This is a genomic window from Streptomyces sp. NRRL F-6492 (assembly GCF_001280125.1).
GTDB lineage: Bacteria > Actinomycetota > Actinomycetes > Streptomycetales > Streptomycetaceae > Streptomyces.
In genome coordinates this window covers 17,792-36,677 of sequence record NZ_LGEG01000080.1, presented here as the reverse complement: position 1 = coordinate 36,677, position 18,886 = coordinate 17,792, and the positions used below count along the sequence as shown (strand labels likewise).

The window sequence follows — 18,886 nt, the reverse complement described above, 5'->3', positions numbered from 1 at the left end:
GAGGGAGGGGTTACGGGAGAGGGATGGGCACCGGGAGAGGGAGGGGTTGCGGGAGAGGGAGGGGTTACGGGGCGAGCGCCGGGATGATCTCGGAGCCGTACGCGTCGATCGCGGACTCCCTGGCGTCGTGCATCGCGTACACCGCGAACTGGTCCACGCCCATGTCCCGGAGCCGTCGCAGCTTCTCGACGTGGGCGTCGGCGGGGCCGAGGAGGCAGAAGCGGTCGACGATCTCGTCGGGGACGAAGGCGGTGTCGGGGTTTCCGGCCCGGCCGTGGTGGGAGTAGTCGTAGCCCTGCCGGTTCTTGATGTACGCGGTGAGTTCCTCCGGCACCATTCCCGAGTGCTCGCCGTACTTGGCCACCAGGTCGGCGACGTGGTTGCCGACCATGCCGCCGAACCAGCGGCACTGGTCGCGGGCGTGGGCGAGCGCCTCCGGGGAGTCGTCGGCCGTCACGTACGCCGGGGCGGCGACGCAGATCGTGAGGGCGTCGGGGTCGCGGCCGGCGTCGGTGGCGGCCTGCCGGACCGCCTTGACCATCCACTCGGTCAGGAACGGGTCGGCGAGCTGGAGGATGAACCCGTCGGCCTTCTGCCCGGCCAGCGCGAGGGCCTTGGGTCCGTACGCGGCCATCCACACCGGCAGCTTTCCGTTCTTGATCCACGGGATGCGGATCGGGTTGCCGTCGACCTCGGCCTCGCGGCCCTCCGCCAGGTCGCGGATGACGTCGATGGCCTCGCCCAGGCGGGCCAGGGTGTTCGGCTTGCGTCCGGCGACCCTCATCGCCGAGTCGCCGCGCCCGATCCCGCACACCGTGCGGTTGCCGAACATGTCGTTGAGGGTGGCGAAGGTGGAGGCCGTCACCTCCCAGGTGCGGGTGCCCGGGTTGGTGACCATGGGACCGACGTGCAGCTTGGTGGTGTTGGCGAGGATCTGGCTGTAGACGACGAAGGGTTCCTGCCACAGCACGGCGGAGTCGAAGGTCCAGCCGTAGCGGAAGCCGTTGCGCTCCGCCCGGCGCATCAGCCCGACGACCTGCGAGGCGGGCGGGTCGGTCTGCAGGACGAGTCCGAAGTCCAAGGCACGGTCTCCTAGTTCAGGTATTGACAGGTGGAGCGGGGGGTGAAGGCCCCGTGCCCGGCGCGGCCGACGTACTTCCGCTGGTCGATGACGGGCTCGCCGCGCGAGAGGACCGTCTCGACCTGCCCGGTGACGGTCCTCCCCTCGTACGCCGAGTAGTCGACGTTCATGTGGTGGGTCCCGGCCGACAGCACCTGGGTGGCGTGCGGGTCGTAGATGACGACGTCGGCGTCGGCGCCCGGCGCGAGCGTCCCCTTCTTCGGGTAGAGGCCGAACATCCGGGCCGGGGCGGCGCAGGCGATCTCAATCCAGCGGCGCCGCGAGATGCGCCCGTCGACGACGGCCTGGTGGAGGAGGTCCATGCGGTTCTCCACCCCGGGAAGGCCGTTGGGGATCTTGGAGAAGTCGCCGCGGCCGAGGTCCTTCTGCCCGGTGAAGCAGAAGGGGCAGTGGTCGGTGGAGACCACCTGGAGGTCGTCGGTGCGCAGGCCCCGCCACAGCGCCGCCTGGTGCTCCTTCGGCCTCAGGGGCGTGCTGCACACGTACTTGGCGCCCTCGAAGCCCGGCTCCGCGAGGTTGTCGGTGGACAGGAAGAGGTACTGGGGGCAGGTCTCGCCGAAGACGGGGAGCCCCTTGTCGCGGGCCGCCGCCAGCTCGGCCACCGCCTCCTGGGCCGACACGTGCACGACGTAGAGCGGGGCGCCGGCCACCCGGGCGAGCTGGATCGCGCGGTGGGTGGCCTCCGCCTCCAGGAGGGCCTTGCGGACCTCGCCGTGGTAGCGGGGGTCGGTCTCGCCCCGGGCGAGGGCCTGTTCGACGAGGACGTCGATCGCGATGCCGTTCTCGGCGTGCATCATGATCAGCCCGCCGTTGTCGGCGGAGCGCTGCATGGCGCGCAGGATCTTCCCGTCGTCGCTGTAGAAGACGCCGGGGTAGGCCATGAAGAGCTTGAAGGAGGAGATGCCCTCCTGGACGAGCCGGTCCATCTCCTTGAGCGTGTGCTCGTTGACGTCGGAGAGGATCATGTGGAAGGCGTAGTCGATCGCGCAGACGCCGTCGGCCTTGGCGTACCAGGCGTCGAGCCCCTCGCGCAGGGTGTGGCCCACGCTCTGGACGGCGAAGTCGACGATGGTGGTGGTGCCGCCCCAGGCGGCGGCGCGGGTGCCGGTCTCGAAGGTGTCGGAGGCGGAGGTGCCGCCGAAGGGCAGCTCCATGTGGGTGTGGGCGTCGACGCCGCCGGGGATGACGTAGCGGTCGGTGGCGTCGATGGTCCGGTCGGCGGTCCAGCCGGCCGCCGCGTCCGAGCCGTGGGCCGCGAGGGCGGCCACGCGGCCGTCCTCGATCAGCACGTCGGCGTGGACTTCGTCGGCGGCGGTGACGACGAGACCGCCCCGGATGAGGGTACGGGTGCTCACGGGACTCTCCCTGGTCGCTGAGTCGGGGCTACGGGGCGGCCTGCGGGGGGCTACAGGGAACGGAGGGCCGCCTCCAGCAGCGCGGCGCCCTCCTCCGCCTCGGAGACGGTGAGGGAGAGGGGCGGGGCGATGCGCAGGGTGCTGGTGTCGTGGCCGCCGCCCTTGCCGATGAGCAGGCCGTTCTCGCGGGCCGCCTCCAGGACGGCGGCCGCGGCGTCCGGGTTCGCGCGGTCGGTGCCCGGTTCGGTGAGTTCGATGCCGATCATGAGGCCGCGGCCGCGCACCTCCCGTACGGCGGGGACGCCGGCGCAGGCGGCCCGGACGCGTTCGAGGAGGAGTCCGCCGACCCGGCGCGCGTTGCCCTGGAGGTCGTGCTCCAGGAGGTACGAGAGGTTGGCCAGCCCGGCGGCCATGGTGATCGGCGAACCGCCGAAGGTGGAGATGGAGTTGGCGTCGAGGCAGTTCATGACCTCGGCGCGGGCGACGACCCCGCCGACCGACATGCCGTTGCCGATGCCCTTGGCGAAGGTGAGGATGTCGGGCGGCCCGGCCTGGCCGTGGGCCTGCCAGCCCCAGAAGTGCTCGCCGGTGCGGCCCCAGCCGGTCTGCACCTCGTCCGCGATCCACAGGATGCCGTGCCGGTCGAGGACGCGACGGAAGGCGGCGTACAGGCCGTCGGGCGGGGAGGTGAAGCCGCCGACGCCCTGGATCGGCTCCGCGATGAGGGCGGCGACGTTCCGGGTGTGCCCGAGGAGGTCTTCGAGGTCGGCGACGCAGGCCTCGGTGAACCGCTCGTCGTCGTACTCGGCGTAGGGGCCGCGGGTGCGGACGCCGCCGTGCACGTAGAGCGTCTGGAGCGGGGAGAGGCCGGTGGGCGACCAGGCGCGGTTGCCGGTGATGCCGACGGTGGAGAAGGAGCGGCCGTGGTAGCTGTTGCGCATCGCCAGGATCTGGTTCGAGCCGCGGTGCGCGGTGGCCAGGAGGAGGGCGGTGTCGTTGGCCTCGGTGCCAGAGGTGGTGAAGAAGACGCGGGCGTCGGGGATGCCGGAGAGTCCGGCGATCCGCTCGGCCAGTTCCACCATGGGCCGGTTGAGGTAGAGCGTCGAGGAGTGGATGATCCGCCCGGCCTGCTCGGTGACGGCCTTGGTGACCTCGGGCAGGGCGTGGGCGGTCATGGTGGTGAGGATGCCGCCGAAGAAGTCGAGGTACCTGCGTCCCTCGGCGTCCCAGACGTGGCGGCCCTCGCCGTGGGTGATCTCGACGGGGTCGCGGTAGTAGAGGGCGACCCAGTCGGGGATGACGGCCTTGTGCCGGTCGTACAGGTCGTTCACGGCTTCACCAGCCCGTCGTACGCGTCGGGGCGGCGGTCCCGGTAGAAGGCCCACTGCTGCCGGACCTGCTCGATGAGGCCGAAGTCGAGGTCGCGGACGACGAGTTCCTCGGCCTTGTCGGAGGCGACGTCGCCGACGAAGCGGCCGCGCGGGTCGACGAAGTAGCTGGTGCCGTAGAAGTCGTTGTCGCCGTACTCCTCGACGCCGACGCGGTTGATCGCGGCGACGAAGTACTCGTTGGCGACGGCGGCGGCCGGCTGCTCCAGCTGCCAGAGGTGGGCCGAGAGGCCGCGGTGGGTGGCGGACGGGTTGTAGACCAACTGGGCTCCGTTGAGGCCCAGTTCACGCCAGCCCTCCGGGAAGTGGCGGTCGTAGCAGATGTAGACGCCGACCTTGCCGACGGCGGTGTCGAAGACCGGCCAGCCGGCGTTCCCCGGGCGGAAGTAGTACTTCTCCCAGAAGCCCTTGACCTGGGGGATGTGGTGCTTGCGGTACTTGCCGAGGTAGCTGCCGTCGGCGTCGATCACGGCGGCGGTGTTGTAGTAGAAGCCCTCGCCCTCGACCTCGAAGACGGGGACCACGATCACCATCCCGGTCTCGCGGGCGAGGTCCCGCATCCGGCTGACGGTCGGTCCGTCGGGGACGGGCTCGGCCCAGCGGTAGTGCTCGGCCTCCTGCACCTGGCAGAAGTAGGGGGCGTTGAACACCTCCTGGAAGCCGATCACCTTCGCGCCCTGCCGGGCGGCCTCCCGGGCGTACTCCTCGTGTTTGGCGATCATGGATTCGGTGTCGCCGGTCCAGGATGCCTGGACGAGCGCGGCGCGTACGACGTCGGTCATGAGCTGCTCCTTCGGCACGGCGTCAGAGAGCCTCTACGCACGTAGACGCGGTGCGTAGGAGGAGAACGTAAGCCCCGTCACACCCCGGAGCAAGACCGCCGCCGTGAACCGGCCGGGTCGATCATGTTTCATACCCGAGTGGTCCACATCGGACACGTACCGACACGTGGGGAGGCGTACGGGCACGCCCAGCGGTCCGGTCCGGTCCGGTCCGGTCCCGCTCGGCTCGGCTCGGCTTCGGCTTCGGCTTCGGCGTACGTGGCTCCTCAGGCGCCCGCCAGGCCCGCCACGCGGAGGGCGTGGAGGAGGTCGCGCTCGCGGGAGGCGGACACCGCGCGGGCCGCGTCGAGGAGTTGGGGGACGAGTCCGCGCGGGTCGGCGCCCGCGAGGCGGGCCGCGTCCTCGGGGGCGCGGACGCGGACGAAGGCGGTCAGGAGGGCGTGGGCCTCGCGGTGGTGCTCCTCGGCGTGCAGGGCGGCGCAGGCCCCGGCCAGTTCCTCGACCGGGCGGGCCACGCCCTGGCGGAGGAGCTGCTCGCAGTCGGCCGTCCGGCCCGCGTCCGCGAGGACGCCGGCGACGGCGGCGAGCCGGTCGGGCGGCAGCGAGGCCGCCTCCCAGAGCAGGGTGGCCCAGTCCGCGCCGAGCCCGGCCCGGTGCAGTTCGTCGGCGAGCGCGGGCAGCCGGCCGGGCGGACCGCCGAGCGCCTCGCAGAGCAGGACGTGGGCCTCGCCGCTGCGGCCCCGGGCGCGGAGCCTCCGGAGGGCGTAGACGGCGTTCGCGGCGGCGCGGGCGGCCTCGGCGGGGTCCTCCGCCGGGCCCCCGGCCGGGCCCGCGCCCGTCTCCTCGGGCCCGGCGGTGCCTCCGAAGCGGGCGCCCCGGGGTGCCGCGCCGCCTGCCGGGAGCACGGGCGCGGGTACGGCCTCCGCCTCCCGCGTCCCGTCGCTCTCCTCCAGCCAGGCGTACCGGGCGCCCCGGGGACGGCGCCCGGCCTTCGCGGCCTTCGCCGGCCGCTCCGGCCTCGCGGGGGAGCCGGGGGCGGGGGACGCGGAGGCCGCCGGAGTCGTCGCGGCCCGGCCGACAGGAGCCGACGGAGGCTCCGGGGTCCACGGCGGGGCCGGAGCGCGGTCCGCCGGGGCCCCGCCCCCCAAGGCCCGGTCCCGGCCCCGCTCCCCCGTCCCCGCCAGCCGTGCCGTCAGTTCCGCGACGCGGGCGACGGCCCTGGCCCGGTCGTCGTGGGTCCAGGCGAGGTCGTGCTCCAGGCGGGCGGCCTCCTCGGGGTCCGGGCCCGGGACCGCGCGGAGCCGTTCGACCAGTTCGCGGGCGCGGGACTCGGCGTACCGGCGTTCGCGTTCCATGAGCTCCCGGCGCTCGGCGAGCGCCGCCGCCGCGCCGGGCCGGCGGTCGTGGACGCCCGCCGCCGCCGCGTACAGTGCGCGGCCCCGGGCCGTAAAGGATCCGCCGGTGGCCTCCCCGGCGTCCTGGAGCAGGGACGAAACGACGTCCCAGGGCAGGAGTTCCATACCGTCGAGACAGGCGCGCAGGCCCTCCGGGTCGCGTGCGGCGAAGACCGCGTACCAGCCGGCGTCCGGCCGGAGGCGGGCCGTGAGACCCGCCAGCCAGTGGGTGAACTCGGCGATTTCCGCCGGTTGCTGAGTCACCGTCATGCGTCACGCACCTGCCCCGCAGTCGACTGGAACCGTACGGTCCGCGGGTATTGGACCGCAGTCGTGTTACGGGACGACTACGGACCGTTTTCGTGCGGGTGCCCGGTCGGCGCGCTCACGGGAAGCGCACGACGATCCCGGTGTGCGGGCGCTTGCCGAGCCGGAAGACGGTGGCCGGCACGTCGATGAACCAGAACTGCCAGGTGTACTTGCGCAGGAGCAGCTTCCGGACGCGCCGCAGCTCCTCGCCCGTCACCAGGCGGGCCTCGCCGGTCACGCGCTCGGCACCCTCGGGGACGTTGCCGCGCACGTCGCAGACGGCGGCCACGACCCGGGGGTCGTTCCGCAGCCGCTTGACCTTCCAGGAGTCGGTGCGGGTCCAGGCGTACAGCTCGGAGCCCTCCACCGCGTACCAGACGGGCGTCGCCACCCCCGTGCCGTTCTTCCGGAAGGTGGTCAGGCTGACGTAGCGGCCGCGCCGCAGCTCCTCGGGGATCATGTCCGGGAGCCTACGGGGTGCGTCGGCCCCCTCCGCCCGTCCGCCCGTACGCGGTGCGGGCCTCGGACGCGTGGGCGCGGGCCTTCGCGCGGGGCCACGCGGCCGAGTTCGAACTGCTCACGGCCGAGGCGGGGCCGGAGCTCGACCGGCTGATGGTGGTGCCGCCGGACCTGAATCCGGAGGCGGAGCCGGTGGGCGGGTACCGGACGGCGGTGGGCCGGGTCGTCGACGGGCCGGGCCGCATCGCGCACGCCGATCCGGCGCGGGCGCTCCTGGACGAGATCGGGCGCCCCCGCCACGGCCGGGTCCAGTTGGCCGCGTCCCCCTGAGGAACCCGGCCCCGGCCCCGGCCCCGCTCCCGACTCCGGCTCAGGCCGGAGCCGGGACCGGGGAGCAGTGGGCCACCAGTTGGTCCATGGAGAGCTGGAGGACTCCGGCGAGGGCGGCGACGGTGAAGAAGGCCGGGGTCGGGGCCCGGCCGGTCTCGATCTTGCGGAGGGTCTCGGCGGAGAGGCCGGCGGCCGCGGCGATCTCGGCCATGGACCGCTCGCCGCGCGCCGAGCGCAGGAGGAGGCCCAGGCGCTCGCCGCGCTCGCGCTCTTCGGGGGTCAGGGGTGTGCGCACCATGACGCCATTCTAATACCGGTATAGTAATTGGCATGGTGGAGATCAAGACGAACGAATCCCTGGCGGCCATGCGCGAGGCCGGACGGGTGGTGGCGCGTGCCCTGGCGGCCGTGCGGGAGAAGGCGGCGCCCGGTGTCCGGCTGACCGACCTGGACCGGGTCGCGCGCGAGGTGCTGGACGAGGCGGGCGCCGCCTCGCCCTTCCTCGGCTACCGCCCGGAGTGGGCGCCGGTGCCGTTCCCGGCGGTGGTGTGCCTGTCGGTGAACGACGCGATCGTGCACGGCGTCCCGGACGACACCCGGCTCGCGCCGGGCGACCTGGTGTCGGCGGACTGCGGGGCGCTGCTCGGCGGCTGGGCGGGCGACTCGGCCGTCAGCTTCACGGTCGGCCGGGCCCGGCCGGAGGACGCGCGGCTGATCGCCACGGCCGAGGAGGCCCTGGAGGCCGGGATCGCGGCGGCCGTCGTCGGCAACCGGATCGGGGACGTCGCGCACGCGATCGGCCGGGTGTGCCGGGCCGCCGGGTACGGCATCCCGGACGGCTTCGGCGGGCACGGGATCGGCCGCACCATGCACGAGGACCCGGGCGTCCCCAACGAGGGACGCCCGGGCCGGGGCATGAAGCTGCGCCACGGGATGACGCTGGCGATCGAGCCGATGCTCGTCGGCGGCGGCACGGACGACTACTACACGGCGGGGGACGGCTGGACGATGCGCACGGTCGACGGCTCGCGCGCCGCGCACGCCGAGCACACGGTGGCGATCACGGACGACGGCCCGCGCATCCTGACGGCGCTGTAGGGATCCCCGGGAAGGCCCGGGAAGACCCGGGGAGCCCCCGGAGGCCCCGGGGAGCCCGGGGAACCTGAGGAGCCCGGGGAGCCGTGGGGCGCCCCGGGGAAGAGCCGGCTACCTCCCCGCCGGCCGGACCACCATCGCGGAGCCGCCGCCCCGGCGGACCTTCTCCGCCGCGGCCACCCAGCGGCCGTCCGGCAGGCGCTGGACGCCGGTCGCCGCGCCGATCTCCGGGTTCTGCCGGAAGCCGTGCCCGATCGCCTCCAGTTCGGCCCGGACGGGGCTGTTCCACAGGCCGGGTTCGAGTTCGGTGGTGGTCTGGTTGCGCTGGCTGGCGCGCGGCGCGGCGATCGCCTCGACGAGCGGCAGGTCCCTGTCGACGACTCCGGTGAGGGTCTGCAGGACCGTGGTGATGATGGTGGCGCCGCCCGGGGAGCCGAGCGCGAGGACGGGCCTGTCGTGGCGGTCGAGGACGATCGTCGGGGAGATCGAGGAGCGCGGCCGCTTGCCGGGGCCGGGCAGGTTCGGGTCGTGCACGGCCGGGTTCGCCGGGGCGAAGGAGAAGTCGGTCAGCTCGTTGTTGAGCAGGAAGCCCCGGCCGGGCACGGTGATCCCGCTGCCGCCGGTGGACTCGATGGTGAGGGTGTACGCGACGACGTTGCCCCACTTGTCGGCCACCGTCAGATGGGTGGTGTTCTCGCCCTCGTACGTGGTCGGGGCCGCGGTCCCGCCGGGGGCGCACGCCGCCGGGTCGCGGGGGTCGCCGGGCGCGAGCGGGCTGGTCAGGACGGCGTCGTCGCGGATCAGGCAGGCGCGGGAGTCCGCGAACCGCTGGGAGAGCAGCCCGCGCGTCGGCACGGACTCGAAGGCCGGGTCCCCGACCCAGCGGCCCCGGTCGGCGAAGGCGATGCGGCTCGCCTCGATGAAGCGGTGCAGGTAGCGGGCCTGCGAGGCGCGGGAGAGGTCGGTGTTCTCCAGGATGTTGAGCGCCTCGCCGACGCTGGTGCCGCCGGAGGAGGAGGGGGCCATGCCGTAGACGTCGAGCCCCCGGTACGCGACCTTCGTCGGCGCGCGGAACACGGTCCGGTACGACGCCAGGTCGCGCTCCGTCAGGTCGCCGGAGCGGACGTTCCGGGTGGCACCGGGACGGACGGGCGGCTTGCGGACGGTGTTGACGACGTCCCGGGCGAGCGGCCCCTTGTAGAGCGCGCCGATACCCTCGCGGCCGAGCTTCTCGTACGTACGGGCCAGGTCGGGATTCCTGAAGCGGGAGCCGACCGCGGGCAGTTGCCCGCCGGGCAGGAAGAGGTCGGCGCTGGCCGGGAAGTCGCGGAAGCGGGCCTCGTTGGCGGCCGTCTGGGAGCGGAAGGTCTCGTCGACGGTGAAGCCCTCGCGGGCGAGGCGCTCGGCGGGTTCGAGCAGGGTGGAGAGCCGCTTGCTGCCCCAGGCGTCGAGGGCGGACCGCCAGGTCGCCGGGGTGCCGGGGGTGCCGACGCCGCGCCCGCTGGTCATGCCCTCCTCGAAGGGGATGGGGGCGCCGTTCTCCGTGAAGAGGTTCGCGTCGGCGGAGCGGGGCGCGGTCTCGCGGCCGTCGATGGTGTGCACGCTGCGGCTCTTCGCGTCGTAGTGGACGAAGTAGCCGCCGCCCCCGATGCCGGCCGAGTAGGGCTCGGTGACGCCGAGCGCGGCCGCGACGGCGACGGCGGCGTCGACCGCGTTGCCTCCCTTGCGGAGGATCTCGATCCCGGCGGCCGAGGCGTCGGCGTCGACACTGGCGACGGCTCCGCCGTAGCCGGTCGCGACGGGCTCCTTGACGGGTGGCCCCACCGCCGTCGGCGGCGCGGCGGCGCCCATCGAGAACACCGTCGCCGTGACGGCGAGAACGGAGACCTTGCCAGCGGCGGAGCGACGCATTCGTACCTCCAGTCAACAACCGTCCGCGCAGCGTAACTTCCTCCCGCCCCTCCCGTCAGGAACGCCTCGAACGGGATCTCGAACCGGAAGCCGAACGGCCGCTAGCATGCGCGCCCATGAACGAAGACGTGCGCAACATCGTGCTCGGGGTGCTCGCCACCGGCGTCAGCGCCTCCCTCGGCTGGCTCGGCCGTACGTACCGCTGGCGGCGCGGACTCCGCCGCAAGCAGGCGTTCTTCGGGCTGCCCGGAGGCTCGGAGTGCCTGCTCGTGGTCAACAGGGAGGCCGGCGGGGACAACGTGGTGCACCGCTACGACGTCTTCGCGATGCTCGAACTCTCCGCGCTCGTCAAGGACTGCGGCGCGCAGGCGCGCATCCTGTCGCAGGACCAGACCCACCAGGGCTTCGGCGACCGCACCGAGTTCTGCGTGGGCGGGCCGTACTCGAACAGGCGCATGGCCGCTCACCTGGCCACCCTGCTGCCGGGGGTGAAGGTGAACGTGGACGTCGAGCCGTCCGAGGTCCGGGGCTCGATCACGATAGGCGCCGAGCGGTACCTCATGGAGAAGGGGCTGTCGGAGTACGTGATCCTGGCCCGGCTCACGGCCGGGGAGGGCCACCGGCCGGTCTTCCTCTTCTGCGGCCAGCGGGCGATCACCAACCAGGCGGCGACCCGCTACCTGGCCCGCCACCACGAGACCCTGGCCCGCCGCCACCGCGGCGGCTCGTTCGTGCTGCTCCTGAAGGTGGTCAACTCGGAGGCGTACGGCCCCGACGTGGTGGAACTGGTGGCCGACGTGACGCGCGCGGCCCGTACGGCTCCCCCGGCTCCCGAGCCCTCCGCCGCCGAACCGGCGGCAGCGGCCTGACCGGAGGGGCCCGACGGGGTGAAGACGTCACCATCATGACAGGTCAGAGGCGTTTTTCGTAGGACCGAACGCACAGTTCGCGAGCCTTGTCCGGTCCCTCCCCCGGCTCCCAGAATCACCGTCATGAATCACTCCGAGAACACCGGTCAGAACATCGATCAGGACGCGGTCCTGCGGGCGAGGACGATGCTGCTCGGGTCGGGGCGGCTCGGCCTGGCCCAGGAGGTCGAGGCGTACCGGGTCCTGGCGAGGGTGAGCCCGGCGGCGTATCTGCCGAAGCTCGCCGGAGCGCTGGGCCGGTACGGGGACGAGGTGGGGCGCAGGCGCGGCCCGGAGCGGGAACTGGTGCTGTACGCGGAGGCCGTGGACGCGGCCCGCCGCATCGGCGCCGACCACCCGAGGAGGACGGACCTGCTCCTCGGCGCCCTGAGGGACTACGAACGCACGCTCTTCGAGCTGGGGCGGCGGGCCGAGGGACGCGCGGTGTGCGAGGAGATGGCCGAGGCCGGGCGGCTCGGCTTCGAGCGGGGGCAGGCGGCGTATCCGGAGCGCGGAAGCGGTCGGCTGGCCGTCGTACTGGCCGAGGAGGGGCGCCACGGGGAGGCGGCGGACCTGCGGATGCGGGGCGCCGGCGCGGAGACCGAGGACTCCTTCTGGTCTGCGGTCGCGCGGGCGGCGGAGCTGGAGGCGGCCGGCCGGCGCGAGGAGGCGGTGGCGGTCTTCACCGGTCTCGTGGACGACACGCGGCGGGAGACGGAGAGCGGCTCCGCCCCGCTGGCCCGCCTGGTGTGGGAACTCGTGCACCGCTCCCGGATGCTGGACGCCGCCGGACGGCACGGGGAGGCCGGCGCGGACCGGCGGGAGGCCCTCGCGGTCCTCGACCGGCTCGCGGAGTCCGGCGAGCCCAGGAACTGGAGCGACATCCTCTCCTGGTGGACCACCCCGTACGCCCTGTCGGCCCGGACGGCGGAGCCTCCCGCGTCGCCGGAGGCCCCGGCGCCAGCGTTCGGCACCCACCTCCACCGCTGGTCGCGGGACACGCGGAAGGCCTACTTCGACGGCGTCCCCGCCCTGGAGGCCGAGGCCGCGCGCCTGTCGGCGGCGGGGCGGCTCACCGAACTCGCGGCCGTGCACCGCCGGCTGACCGTGCGGTCCGCCCTCTTCCACGAGAACCGCACCCATCGGATCGAGGAACCGCTCCGGCCGCTCTTCGACGAGGAGGTGGCGCTCGCCCGGCGCTCGGCGGAAGGACTCCCCCGGGCCCTGACCGACCGGGCGATGTTCCTCGTCGCGGCCGAGCGGTACCAGGAGGCCCGCGCGGACTTCGCGGAGGCCGTGGGCCTGTTCGGCGGTGCCGACCGGACGCCAATCGTTACCGCCACGTAACTTACCGGGGAGTTACCTCGGGTAAGCACCTGCGGTTACCGTCGGGTCACTTTCGCTGCCCCCCATCGCCGACCACCCATCGGCGTCCCCAGTGAGGAGTGCCCCGTGCGCACATCCCTGGTCCTCGCCGTCTCGGCCGCCCTCGTGGCCGGGACGGCCCTCGGGCTCGCCCCCGCCGCGCAGGCCGCGGAGGCCGGCGGCTCCACCGGCATCCGCTTCGTCGACATCGCGGGAGAGGGCGGCACCGTCCTCAAGGCGAACGTCCTCACCCCCGCCGGGTCCGCCGCCGGCGCCCGCCACCCCCTGATCGTGCTGCCCACCAGCTGGGCCATGCCCCAGATCGAGTACCTCGTCCCGGCGCAGAAGCTCGCCGACGCCGGTTACGTCGTGGTGAGTTACAACTCGCGCGGCTTCTGGCAGTCCGGCGGGGAGATCGAGACCGCGGGCCCCAAGGACGTCGCCGACGCCTCCAAGGTGATCGACTGGGCCCTGGCCAACACCGCCGCCGACCCCGACCGGGTGGGCATGGGAGGCGTCTCGTACGGCGCCGGGATCAGCCTGCTCGCCGCCGCGCACGACCCGAGGGTCAAGGCCGTCACCGCGCTCAGCGGCTGGGCCGACCTCATCGAGTCCATCTACAGCGGCCGGACCCAGCACCTCCAGGCCGCCGCCCTGCTCGGCGGCGCCGGGGCCCTCACCGGCCGCCCGGGCCCCGAACTCAAGCAGATCCTCAGCGACTTCCTCTCCTCCAACCTGGCCAAGGAGGAGGACATGATCGCCTGGGGCCGCACGCGCTCCCCGGTGACCCACCTGGACCGGATCAACGCCAACGGCGCCGCGATCATGCTCGGCAACGCCTGGGGCGACACCATCTTCCCGCCCAACCAGTACGCGAGCTTCTACGAGAAGCTCACCGGCCCCAAGCGCCTGGAGTTCCGCCCCGGCGACCACGCCACCGCCGAACTCACCGGTCTCTTCGGACTGCCCAACGACACCTGGACCAACGCCCGGCGCTGGTTCGACCGTTACCTCAAGGGCGCCGACAACGGCATCGACCGCGAGCAGCCCGTCCAGCTCAAGTCCCGCTCGACGGGCGGCTACGAGGGCTATCCGGACTGGAAGTCCGTGCACGCGAACCAGCGCACGTTCGACCTCGGCGGCACGCAGCGGGTGTGGGCGAACGTCGACTCCGGCGCCAACGGCGGGGTCACCCTGCTCACCAACGCCCTGGACCAGTTCCTCCGCACCCCGCCCGTCGTCTCCGTCCCCCTCCTCCCCCGCTCCTTCGCCGGCGTCTGGCAGTCCGAGCGGTACGACGCCCCGCAGCGGGTGCGCGGCACGGTGAAGGTGCACACCACGGTCGCCTCCACCGAGGAGAGCGGCACCCTCGTCGCGTACCTCTACGACGTGGGCCCGCTCGGCGTCGGCAAGCTGGTCAGCAACGCCCCGTACACCTTCCACGGCAAGGCGCCGGGGCAGCCGTTCGTCGTCGACCTGGAGCTGTTCTCCACGGCGTACGACGTGCCCGCCGGGCACCGGCTCGCGCTGGTCGTCGACACCGTCGACCCGCTCTACATCGAGCACAACCCGACCGGCGCGCAGCTGACCTTCTCCTCCCCGGCGGCCGACCCGTCGTACGTGTCGGTGCCGCTGCGGAAGGAGTGATCTCCGGCCGCCGCCGGGCGGGTGCGGCTCCCGCCCGCTACCCCTGTCCCGGCGGCGGCCCTCCCGGTCCGGCCGGAGCGACGTCCGCGGCCTTCGTCCTCGGGTCGCGGCGCTCCCTGCGGGCCACCCGGGTGGCGCACCAGGAGAGCAGCACGCACATCCCGATGTAGATCGGCGAGATGACGAGCACGACGGGGATGAACGGCAGGTCGTAGTCGAGGTCGGACGCGATCAGCTTGCCCGCGTGCAGGAACTCCTCGTAGGTGATGAGGAATCCGAGCGAGGTGTCCTTCAGGGCCACCACCAGCTGGCTGATGATGGCGGGCAGCATCGCGCGGACGGCCTGGGGCACGAGGACGTACGTCATCACCTGCGTCTTGCGCATGCCGAGCGCGTACGCGGCCTCGCCCTGGCCGCGTGCGACGGCGTGGACGCCGGTGCGGAAGACCTCGGCGAGCACGGAGCCGTTGTAGAGGGTCAGTCCGGTGACCAGGGCGGGCAGCGGCTGCGCCTTCAGCGCCACGAAGACGAAGAAGATCATCACGAGGACGGGCATGGCGCGGAAGAACTCCACGAAGAGGGTGGAGGTCCAGCGCAGGACGCGGTGTTCGGAGAGGCGTCCGGCGGCCAGGACGGCGCCGAGGACGAGCGAGAGGACCGACGCGCAGGCGAAGGCCTTCAGGGTGTTGCCGAGGCCCCTGAGCAGCAGCTCCTGGATGCCCTCGTAGAGGAAGGGCGACCACTTGGCGGAGGTGAACTGCCCGGTGTCGAACAGGAGGTGGAGGATCCAGCCGGCCAGGGCGAGGATCACGGCGGTGGAGAGGAGGCCGTAGAGGAGGTGGCGCCGCCGGGCGCCGGGCCCGGGGACGTCGTAGAGGGCGGTGGACTCGGTGGTCATCGGGCGACTCCCCAGCACTTCTCCATCACGTGGAAGAGGGCGCTGATGGTGAGGGTGATGATCAGGTAGCCGACGGCGATCCAGACGAAGGTCCAGACGATGTTGTAGCCGAGCTCGCTCAGCGTCTTGTAGGTGCCGAGGAGTTCGGTGACGCTGAACGCGCCCGCGATCGCGGAGTTCTTGGCGAGGGCGATCAGGGTCGAGCCGATGGGCGGGATGACGGTGCGGAAGGCCTGCGGCAGGACGACCGTGCCGAGGGTCTGGGTGAAGGTCATGCCCAGGCTGCGGGCCGCCTCGCCCTGGCCGCGCGGCACGGTGTTGATGCCGGAGCGCAGCACCTCGCAGACGAAGGCCGAGGTGTAGCAGCCGAGGGCGAGGACCGCGAACAGCTGGAAGGGCAGGACGAGTCCGAAGCGGGGCAGCCCCAGCATGACCGCGAAGAAGAGCAGGGTCAGGGGGGTGTTGCGCAGGACGGTCACCCAGGTCGTGCCGAAGACCCGGAGGGAGCCGACGGGCGCGACCCGGAAGGAGGCCATGACGAAGCCCAGGACGAGGGCGAGCGCCGAGGCGTAGACGGTGAGTTCGACGGTGCCGAGGAACCCCTTTCCGTAGATCGAGAAGTTGTCGGTCAGGACGTCCATGTCGGGAGGCTCCTGCGGATCAGCCCGCGGGGTAGCGGTCGATGGCGGGCGGCGGCGGGGCGGGGACCCCGGAGAGGCCGAGGGTGGCGTCGTACGCCTTCTTCCAGTCGCCGCTCTCCTCGTGGGCGGCGAGGGCGTCGTCGAGGGCGAAGCGGAGCGCGTTGTCGTCGCGGGGGACGCCGATGCCGTACGGCTCCTCGGAGAACGGCCTGCCGACCACCTTGAGCTCGTCGGGGACCTTGGCCGCGTAGCCGAGGAGGATTGTGTCGTCGGTGGTGACCGCGTCGACCTGGAAGGTCAGCAGGTTGTCCACGCAGACGGAGTACGTGTCGTAGGCGACGAGTTCGGCCTGCGGGTGGTCCTTCTCGATCCGCTGGTACGGGGTGGAGCCCGCGGCGGAGCAGACCCGCTTGCCGGCGAGGTCCTGGGGTCCGTCGATGTCGTGCTCGTCGGTGCGGACGAGGAGGGACTGTCCGGCCAGGTAGTACGGCCCGGCGAACCCCACGAGCTTCTTGCGGTTGTCGTTGATGGTGTACGTGCCGACGTAGTAGTCGATCTGGCCGTTCTGCCGAGGGAGGCCGCCATCATCTTGGCGATCTCGATGTCGAAGCCGGAGTAGCGGCCGGAGGCGGGGTCCTTCTCCCCCATGTAGGGCTGGTCCTCCTTGGCGCCGACGACGAGCCGGCCGCGCTTCTTCGCCCGGTTCCAGGTGGCCGAGTCGGGCAGGGTGAAGTCCGACCGCACCTGGTAGACGGGGAGTTGGTCGGGCTGCGGGCCCTTGACGGGCGGGCTGCCCTCCCGGCCGCAGCCGCCGAGCGCCGCCGCCGCGGCGAGCAGCAGGGCGAGCGCGGCCAGGGTCCGGTGCGTACGCTGCATGGTTCCCGTCCGGTCAGTGCTTGAGGATCTTGGAGAGGAAGTCCTTGGCGCGCTCGCTGCGCGGGGCGGTGAAGAACTCCTCCGGCGCGCGGTCCTCGACGATCCGGCCGTCGGCCATGAAGACGACCCGGTTGGCGGCGGACCGCGCGAAGCCCATCTCGTGGGTGACGACCACCATCGTCATGCCGTCCCGGGCCAGCTGCCGCATGACCTCCAGGACCTCGGTTGATCATCTCGGGGTCGAGGGCCGAGGTCGGCTCGTCGAAGAGCATGACCTTCGGGTCCATCGCGAGCGCGCGGGCGATCGCCACGCGCTGCTGCTGGCCGCCGGAGAGCTGGGCCGGGAACTTGTCGGCCTGCGAAGCGAGTCCGACCCGGGCGAGGAGTGCGCGCGAACGCCGGTCGGCCTCCTCCTTCTTGCGCCCCCGGACCTTGATCTGCGCGAGGGAGACGTTCGCGAGGACGGTCTTGTGCGCGAAGAGGTTGAACGACTGGAAGACCATGCCGACCTCGGCCCGCAGCCGGGCCAGCGCCCGGCCCTCCTCGGGGAGCGGCTGTCCGTCGATGAGGATCTCGCCCGACTCGACGCGCTCCAGGCGGTTCATCGCCCGGCAGAGGGTGGACTTGCCGGATCCGGAGGGGCCGATGACGACGACCACCTCCCCGCGGCCGACGGTGAGGTCGACGGACTGGAGGACGTGCAGGGCGCCGAAGTGTTTGTTGACGCCACGCAGTTCGATCAGCGGATCGACGACGGCCATGCGCTGCCCTGCCCCATTCCTCAGCGGTGTCGCGTTTCCCGTGGGGGCCGCGTCACCCGTGGGGGCCGCGGTCCAGGCAAACTATCCACCGCAAAAGGGACTTCAAGGGCGACACACGTGAAACATGGATAAGCCGTATTTACTGCGGAAGGGTGGCGGGCCAAGGGGTCCGCGTCAGTACTCGGCGGCCTCCGCGTACACCTGGGAGAGCTGCGGCGCGCCCGTCATCGCCCAGTCGAGACCGGCCTCGACGACCTGGATCTCCCGGCCGGAGGCGAGCTGCACCACCGGGCCGCCGCCGGGGCGCATCTGCCAGCGGGCGGCCGGGACGTTGCGGACGATCACCGTGCCGAGGTAGAGCCCGGCGTCGTTCCCGAACCAGGGCAGTCCCTCCGGGTCTTCCCGCCAGCGGGGCGGCAGCTGGTCGAGCTCCTGGAGGGAGCGCGGGGTGTCGTCGAGCGCCACCCCGGCCTCCGCGACCCGGGTGCGCAGCAGCTCGCACTCGGCGAACAGCTCGGCCATCCCGTCCGGGGCGCGGTCGAAGGCGGCGGCCGGCGGGGAGCCCGGGGAGTCGAGGTGGTGACGTTTGCGCCAGCTGTCCAGAAACGGGATGTTCATCCGAACAGCCTCGCACCGGCACCTCCCGGTCCACCACTCGGCGCGCGGAGATCGTTTCCGGGCGGCCGCCCCGCCGGGACGGCCGCACACCGCCGTGACCGGCCGCGATGCGCCGGGGCCGACCCCGATGCACCGGGCCGACCGTGATTCGCCCGGACCGGTCGCGATCCGCCGGGCGGGCGGTCCTACACGTCGAGGTCGACGACGACGGGGGCGTGGTCCGAGGCGCCCTTGCCCTTGCGCTCCTCGCGGTCCACGTAGCTGTCCGCGACCGCCTCGGCGAAGGACTTGTTGCCGTAGACCAGGTCGATGCGCATGCCCTTGTTCTTCGGGAAGCCGAGCTGGCGGTAGTCCCAGTAGGTGAAGGGGTGGTCGTACTTGAGGGGGCGCGGGACCACGTCGCGCAGGCCCGTCTCGCGCAGGGCCGCGAGCGCGGCCCGCTCCGGCTCCGTCACGTGCGTGGCGCCCTCGAAGACGGCGACGTCCCAGACGTCCTCGTCGGCCGGCGCGATGTTGTAGTCGCCGAGGACCGCGAAGGGGCGGTCCCCCGCCGCGTCCTCCCCGACGGCCGTCCTGAGCGCCTCAAGCCAGCGCAGCTTGTAGGCGTAGTGCTCGTGGGCGACCTCGCGGCCGTTCGGCACGTACACCGACCAGACGCGGACCGGGCCGCAGGTCGCGGAGACCGCCCGGGGCTCCTGCGCCCCGTCGTACTCCGGGCCGCCGGGCAGGCCCGTGACCACGTCGTCGAGGCCGACGCGGGAGAGCAGCGCGACGCCGTTCCACCGTCCGGTGGCGTTGACCGCCGACTCGTAGCCCAGTTCGCGCAGTTCCTCGGTGGGGAACTGCTCGGCGGTGCACTTGGTCTCCTGGATGCACAGCACGTCGGTGCCGCTGCTCTCCAGCCAGGCCAGGAGACGGGGCAGCCGGGCGGTGATCGAGTTGACGTTCCAGGTGGCGATGCGCATGGGCGCAAGCCTACTGGCGGGCACCGACAACGGCCGGTCCTCC

17 protein-coding genes and 2 pseudogenes are annotated in these 18,886 nt (G+C 72.8%); 5 read left to right on the top strand and 14 right to left on the bottom strand.

The window, feature by feature from the left end; translation table 11 throughout:
• Positions 1-64 precede the first annotated feature (64 nt).
• The 6 genes from ADL08_RS09000 to ADL08_RS08975 all read right to left on the bottom strand — a co-directional run bounded on the left by ADL08_RS09000 (position 65) and on the right by ADL08_RS08975 (position 6,829).
• Positions 65-1,081: a TIGR03842 family LLM class F420-dependent oxidoreductase gene (locus ADL08_RS09000; RefSeq protein WP_053641543.1), complete on the bottom strand. Its 1,017-nt coding sequence runs from the start codon at positions 1,079-1,081 to the stop codon at positions 65-67.
• 11 nt (positions 1,082-1,092) lie between these two features.
• Entirely contained in the window at positions 1,093-2,496 is a 1,404-nt protein-coding gene (gene hydA, locus ADL08_RS08995; RefSeq protein ID WP_053641542.1) for a dihydropyrimidinase, read from the bottom strand.
• Positions 2,497-2,546: 50 nt separating this feature from the next.
• Positions 2,547-3,827, bottom strand: coding sequence for an aspartate aminotransferase family protein (locus ADL08_RS08990; RefSeq protein ID WP_053641541.1), 1,281 nt, complete (start codon positions 3,825-3,827; stop codon positions 2,547-2,549).
• A complete protein-coding gene (locus ADL08_RS08985; protein ID WP_053641540.1) occupies positions 3,824-4,666 on the bottom strand; it encodes a nitrilase-related carbon-nitrogen hydrolase in 843 nt (280 codons plus the stop codon). The genes ADL08_RS08990 and ADL08_RS08985 overlap by 4 nt, the downstream gene beginning before the upstream one ends.
• A 266-nt stretch (positions 4,667-4,932) precedes the next feature.
• A complete protein-coding gene (locus ADL08_RS08980) occupies positions 4,933-6,330 on the bottom strand; it encodes a UL36 very large tegument protein (RefSeq protein WP_107092050.1) in 1,398 nt (465 codons plus the stop codon).
• 115 nt (positions 6,331-6,445) lie between these two features.
• Positions 6,446-6,829, bottom strand: coding sequence for a PPOX class F420-dependent oxidoreductase (locus ADL08_RS08975; RefSeq protein ID WP_053641539.1), 384 nt, complete (start codon positions 6,827-6,829; stop codon positions 6,446-6,448).
• 17 nt (positions 6,830-6,846) lie between these two features.
• Between ADL08_RS08975 and ADL08_RS08970 the strand changes: the two genes are divergently transcribed.
• Positions 6,847-7,158 (top strand): hypothetical protein, encoded by a 312-nt coding sequence (locus ADL08_RS08970; RefSeq protein WP_234352063.1) that lies wholly within the window; start codon positions 6,847-6,849, stop codon positions 7,156-7,158.
• Positions 7,159-7,198: 40 nt separating this feature from the next.
• Here ADL08_RS08970 and ADL08_RS08965 read toward each other — a convergent pair whose 3' ends face one another.
• Positions 7,199-7,456, bottom strand: a complete 258-nt coding sequence (locus tag ADL08_RS08965; protein WP_053641538.1) for a helix-turn-helix domain-containing protein — start codon at positions 7,454-7,456, stop codon at positions 7,199-7,201.
• A 32-nt stretch (positions 7,457-7,488) separates the two neighbouring features.
• Between ADL08_RS08965 and map the strand changes: the two genes are divergently transcribed.
• The gene (gene map / locus ADL08_RS08960) at positions 7,489-8,256 is read left to right on the top strand and encodes a type I methionyl aminopeptidase (RefSeq protein ID WP_053641537.1); all 768 of its coding nucleotides are present in this window, start codon (positions 7,489-7,491) and stop codon (positions 8,254-8,256) included.
• Between the two features lie 108 nt (positions 8,257-8,364).
• Here the strand turns inward: map and ggt are convergent, their stop codons facing one another.
• Positions 8,365-10,164, bottom strand: a complete 1,800-nt coding sequence (gene ggt, locus ADL08_RS08955; RefSeq protein WP_053641536.1) for a gamma-glutamyltransferase — start codon at positions 10,162-10,164, stop codon at positions 8,365-8,367.
• A gap of 116 nt (positions 10,165-10,280) precedes the next feature.
• On the opposite strand from ggt, the gene ADL08_RS08950 reads away from it, so the two are divergent.
• The 3 genes from ADL08_RS08950 to ADL08_RS08940 all read left to right on the top strand — a co-directional run bounded on the left by ADL08_RS08950 (position 10,281) and on the right by ADL08_RS08940 (position 14,084).
• Positions 10,281-11,033 carry a hypothetical protein gene (locus ADL08_RS08950; protein ID WP_053641535.1) on the top strand — a complete coding sequence of 251 codons (753 nt, stop codon included), beginning with the start codon at positions 10,281-10,283 and terminating at the stop codon, positions 11,031-11,033.
• Between the two features lie 123 nt (positions 11,034-11,156).
• On the top strand, positions 11,157-12,419 hold the full coding sequence (locus ADL08_RS08945; protein ID WP_053641534.1) for a hypothetical protein: 1,263 nt from the start codon (positions 11,157-11,159) through the stop codon (positions 12,417-12,419).
• 105 nt (positions 12,420-12,524) lie between these two features.
• Entirely contained in the window at positions 12,525-14,084 is a 1,560-nt protein-coding gene (locus ADL08_RS08940) for a CocE/NonD family hydrolase (RefSeq protein ID WP_078968251.1), read from the top strand.
• Between the two features lie 37 nt (positions 14,085-14,121).
• Here ADL08_RS08940 and ADL08_RS08935 read toward each other — a convergent pair whose 3' ends face one another.
• The 6 genes and pseudogenes from ADL08_RS08935 to ADL08_RS08910 all read right to left on the bottom strand — a co-directional run bounded on the left by ADL08_RS08935 (position 14,122) and on the right by ADL08_RS08910 (position 18,843).
• Entirely contained in the window at positions 14,122-14,982 is an 861-nt protein-coding gene (locus ADL08_RS08935) for an amino acid ABC transporter permease (RefSeq protein WP_053641532.1), read from the bottom strand.
• Entirely contained in the window at positions 14,979-15,623 is a 645-nt protein-coding gene (locus ADL08_RS08930) for an amino acid ABC transporter permease (protein WP_053641531.1), read from the bottom strand. The genes ADL08_RS08935 and ADL08_RS08930 overlap by 4 nt, the downstream gene beginning before the upstream one ends.
• A 19-nt stretch (positions 15,624-15,642) precedes the next feature.
• Positions 15,643-16,499: pseudogene (locus ADL08_RS08925) on the bottom strand (glutamate ABC transporter substrate-binding protein).
• Positions 16,500-16,512: 13 nt separating this feature from the next.
• Positions 16,513-17,260, bottom strand: a pseudogene (locus ADL08_RS08920) (amino acid ABC transporter ATP-binding protein).
• Positions 17,261-17,434: 174 nt separating this feature from the next.
• Positions 17,435-17,878: a DUF6278 family protein gene (locus tag ADL08_RS08915; RefSeq protein WP_053641530.1), complete on the bottom strand. Its 444-nt coding sequence runs from the start codon at positions 17,876-17,878 to the stop codon at positions 17,435-17,437.
• Positions 17,879-18,063: 185 nt separating this feature from the next.
• Entirely contained in the window at positions 18,064-18,843 is a 780-nt protein-coding gene (locus ADL08_RS08910) for an exodeoxyribonuclease III (protein WP_053641529.1), read from the bottom strand.
• Between the last annotated feature and the right edge of the window lie 43 nt (positions 18,844-18,886).

Bases quoted from the DNA above. Each gene is read 5' to 3' on its own strand.
- ADL08_RS08935 (WP_053641532.1), bottom strand. From the start codon at position 14,982: ATGACCACCGAGTCCACCGCCCTCTACGACGTCCCCGGGCCCGGCGCC.
- ggt (WP_053641536.1), bottom strand. From the start codon at position 10,164: ATGCGTCGCTCCGCCGCTGGCAAGGTCTCCGTTCTCGCCGTCACGGCG.
- ADL08_RS08950 (WP_053641535.1), top strand. From the start codon at position 10,281: ATGAACGAAGACGTGCGCAACATCGTGCTCGGGGTGCTCGCCACCGGC.
- ADL08_RS08910 (WP_053641529.1), bottom strand. From the start codon at position 18,843: ATGCGCATCGCCACCTGGAACGTCAACTCGATCACCGCCCGGCTGCCC.
- ADL08_RS08915 (WP_053641530.1), bottom strand. From the start codon at position 17,878: ATGAACATCCCGTTTCTGGACAGCTGGCGCAAACGTCACCACCTCGAC.
- map (WP_053641537.1), top strand. From the start codon at position 7,489: ATGGTGGAGATCAAGACGAACGAATCCCTGGCGGCCATGCGCGAGGCC.
- ADL08_RS08930 (WP_053641531.1), bottom strand. From the start codon at position 15,623: ATGGACGTCCTGACCGACAACTTCTCGATCTACGGAAAGGGGTTCCTC.
- ADL08_RS08975 (WP_053641539.1), bottom strand. From the start codon at position 6,829: ATGATCCCCGAGGAGCTGCGGCGCGGCCGCTACGTCAGCCTGACCACC.
- ADL08_RS08945 (WP_053641534.1), top strand. From the start codon at position 11,157: ATGAATCACTCCGAGAACACCGGTCAGAACATCGATCAGGACGCGGTC.
- ADL08_RS08985 (WP_053641540.1), bottom strand. From the start codon at position 4,666: ATGACCGACGTCGTACGCGCCGCGCTCGTCCAGGCATCCTGGACCGGC.
- ADL08_RS08980 (WP_107092050.1), bottom strand. From the start codon at position 6,330: ATGACGGTGACTCAGCAACCGGCGGAAATCGCCGAGTTCACCCACTGG.
- ADL08_RS08965 (WP_053641538.1), bottom strand. From the start codon at position 7,456: ATGGTGCGCACACCCCTGACCCCCGAAGAGCGCGAGCGCGGCGAGCGC.